2 protein-coding genes are annotated in these 3,189 nt (G+C 66.2%); both read left to right on the plus strand.

Annotated elements, in window-relative coordinates:
* Positions 1-535: 535 nt before the first annotated feature.
* The gene (gene ltrA, locus DD1DGNOD_RS20565; RefSeq protein WP_131770856.1) at positions 536-1,798 is read left to right on the plus strand and encodes a group II intron reverse transcriptase/maturase; all 1,263 of its coding nucleotides are present in this window, start codon (positions 536-538) and stop codon (positions 1,796-1,798) included.
* A 331-nt stretch (positions 1,799-2,129) separates the two neighbouring features.
* A partial coding sequence (locus tag DD1DGNOD_RS20570; protein WP_131770857.1) for a hypothetical protein occupies positions 2,130-3,189 on the plus strand: 1,060 nt, incomplete at its 3' end.

A 3,189-nucleotide genomic window follows, 5' to 3' on the forward strand; every position in this document is an offset into this window, starting at 1 on the left:
TGCGCATCTGTACGCAGTGTGACAGTGGAGTTACACCGTTGTTCTTACAGTCCCTCAGTGTTCACGCATTAAAGATCAGTAGCGGACGCCTGTTGTGGTGAGCGCTGGGGAAAAGGCGTGCCGCGAGCACGTCAGGTGGGGACCGGGAACACGAGCGCGGGCAAATCGCTGACGAAGTGTCGTTATTTGAATAGGTGGCATCGGAACCGAGGCTATCGAACCGGTCTCGGGAGGAATCTGGCGGATATCCCATTTACTGGCCAGGTGGTGTCCGGCATGAAGGCGACGTGAGTCCGGTCTGCGGCTTCTACGTGGAACGTGGGAAGGCGGGTGTCGACACCGCTGCCCGGGAGGGTGCCGGGCGGTGAGAGGGAGTGCGCCGTACAGCAGAAACTGGAGGCGTTGAGTACCGTCGCGGCGCCCGCCGGCGGACCGGCTCGTAGTAGTGACGAAGCCTCTGTAACGGGGGTGGAGCGAAGGGGCCGGCTCATCCGTGGTGGTTTGTTCGGGCAACCAGCTTGCTGGGAGGGATCGAGTGGAGCCATCAAAGCCGAAGGAAAAGCCGTTCCATATTTCGAAGGGGCTGGTGTGGGAGGCGTACCGGAAAGTCAAGGCTAACAAGGGCGCGCCGGGGGTGGACGGGCAGTCGGTCGAGGAGTTCGAGAAGGATCTGAAGAACAATCTGTACAGGATCTGGAACCGGATGAGCTCGGGCAGCTATTTTCCGTCTCCGGTGCGGGCGGTGGAGATACCGAAGCCAGGCGGGGGGTCGAGGACGCTCGGCGTGTCGACCGTGGCCGACCGGATCGCCCAGACCGTGGTGGTGTTGACGTTGGAGCCGCGCATGGAACAGATCTTTCATGTCGACTCCTTCGGCTACCGGGTCGGACGGTCCGCGTTGGACGCGGTGGAGACATGCCGGCGGCGCTGCTGGCGGAAAGGCTGGGTGGTCGATCTGGATATTCAGGACTTCTTCGGCAGCTGTCCGCACGACCTGGTCGTCAAGGCGGTGGAGGTCAACACCGACCAGCCGTGGGTGGTGCTGTATGTACGCCGGTGGCTCGTCGCCCCGGTGTGTCACCCCGACGGCTCCCGCATGACGCCGGTCCGCGGGACCCCACAAGGTTCGGCGGTGTCGCCTGTGCTCGCCAACCTGTTCCTCCACTACGCCTTTGACATGTGGATGGCCAGGGAGTATCCGAACGTCACCTGTGAACGGTACGTGGACGATGCGGCGGTGCACTGCGTGACCCGGCGTCAGGCCGAGCAGGTACGCGCGGCGATCGGCCGGCGGCTGGAGGAGGTCGGGTTACGGCTGCACCCGACCAAAACCAAGGTCGTGTACTGCAAGGACGGTAGCCGGCGGGGCTCGCACGAGCACACGTCGTTCACGTTCCTCGGGTACACGTTTCGTCCTCGCAAGGCGTGGAACGCGCGGGCCAGGTGCAGTTTCACCTCGTTCGCTCCCGCGATCAGCGAGGACAAGCTGACGGCGAAGAAAGCCGAGGTCCGTTCCTGGCGGATGCACAGGCGTACCGGGCGGAGTTTGGACGACCTCGCGACCGCGATAAACCCGATCGTGCGAGGTTGGATGAACTACTGGGGCCGGTACAACCGGTCCGAGATGTATCCGCTTCTCAGAAGCATCAACACCTACCTGGTGCGATGGGCCCGTAAGAAATACAAGCGGTTGAGGGCGTTCAGGAACGTCCAGTCGTGGTGGCTGACGGTTATCAAAAGAGACCGGAAGTTGTTCGCGCACTGGGCCTGGATGCCGCACTTCTGGCTGGCTGGATGAGAAGAGCGGAGTGATGGGAGACCATCACGCTCCGTTCTGTGGGAGCCGGGGAGTGTGATCCTCCCCGGCCACCCGACTATTGTGGCGCGTCAGGTCCACACCCCGTGACTTGTGCGAACGGGCCGCGGAGATCGCAATAAAGATCTATAACTGCCTCTGGTGTTGCCGGGGTGTTGCCATTGCGACGGCAACCACATGTCACACTTTCGATCACGGTCACAGGCCGTGAAATCTGAAGATCGGCGACACGGTCGGGTCGCGGGACCGATGCGGCTTCCCGGCTGCGTCCGGTGTGTGGCAGCCTGGTGACGGCGAGAGGGGAATCCACGCGATGAGCCGGTATGCCTACGACCCCGGCCGGCGTGCGCTCGTCGTCTCCTGGGCCACCGGAACGGGGGACCTGGCCGCAACCGTCGCCGCGCTGCCTGCGGCCACCGCCGAGGGCGACGCCCTGCGGCTGGCCGAACAGCTGACCTTCCTGGCTGCCGCGGCGTGGCGCACCTACACCCATCCGGCCAGCGCCACCCCGAGTCTGCGTGTCGGCAGCGAAGGCTGGCGGCGCGACAGCGATCGGAAAGCATTCGCCGACGTGCGTGCCGCGATCCGCCACCCCCACCTGCCCCGCAACGGCACCGTGCTGCAGTCCTACGTGGTTGTTGACGAGGCCGCGCACCGGGTCGGCCGCGCCCTACACCCGATCGGCAGCCAGGATCTCACCGAACGGATCATCGCCGATGTCTCCGCTGAACTCGACGCCGTCGAGCAGGCCGAACGCGGCGACCTGGTCGGACGGGCCCGCCAGGCCATCGCGTTGACCCGCGCCGACGCCTCTCCCATCCAGGTCGCTGCCGCCGACGAGATTCTGGCCGACAACCCGTTCGGCGACACCCGGCTGTTCACCGAGGTGGACCCCACCGCCGCGGCGGTCGCCGCCGCCCACTGGCTGCACGCCGCCGCCACGGTCACCGCACACCACACCGGCCTCGGCCCCACCCAGGTCCTCATCGAGGCGGACAACATCGAGGCGCTTCCCCACGAAAGCCCTACCGTCGTCCTTGAGCGCATCGCAACCGGGCAGACGGCCCGCCACGCCGTCCTCACGCTGATCGCCGATGCCATGACCGTCGCCGAAGGCGCCATCCCCGACCTCGACGCGTTCCTCGCCGAGGTGGAGGACGCACACGAGTGCGCCGACGCGCTCGGGGAACCCGGCGGCGGACTCCGCGACGCGCGGATGCCGCAGCGCCTCACGCCGTTGGACCCTGCCCGGCCCGCCACCGACCTCCTTGAAGATCTCCTCGCTGGTGTCCGCGGCTGCTGGCTGCTCTACCGCGACTCCAGCGACATCCCGGACCCCGACCCTGACACTGCCGCCCCCGCCGGGGCGGGTG

The sequence above is a fragment of the Candidatus Protofrankia californiensis genome, from assembly GCF_900634765.1.
GTDB classification, from domain to species: domain Bacteria; phylum Actinomycetota; class Actinomycetes; order Frankiales; family Frankiaceae; genus Protofrankia; species Protofrankia californiensis.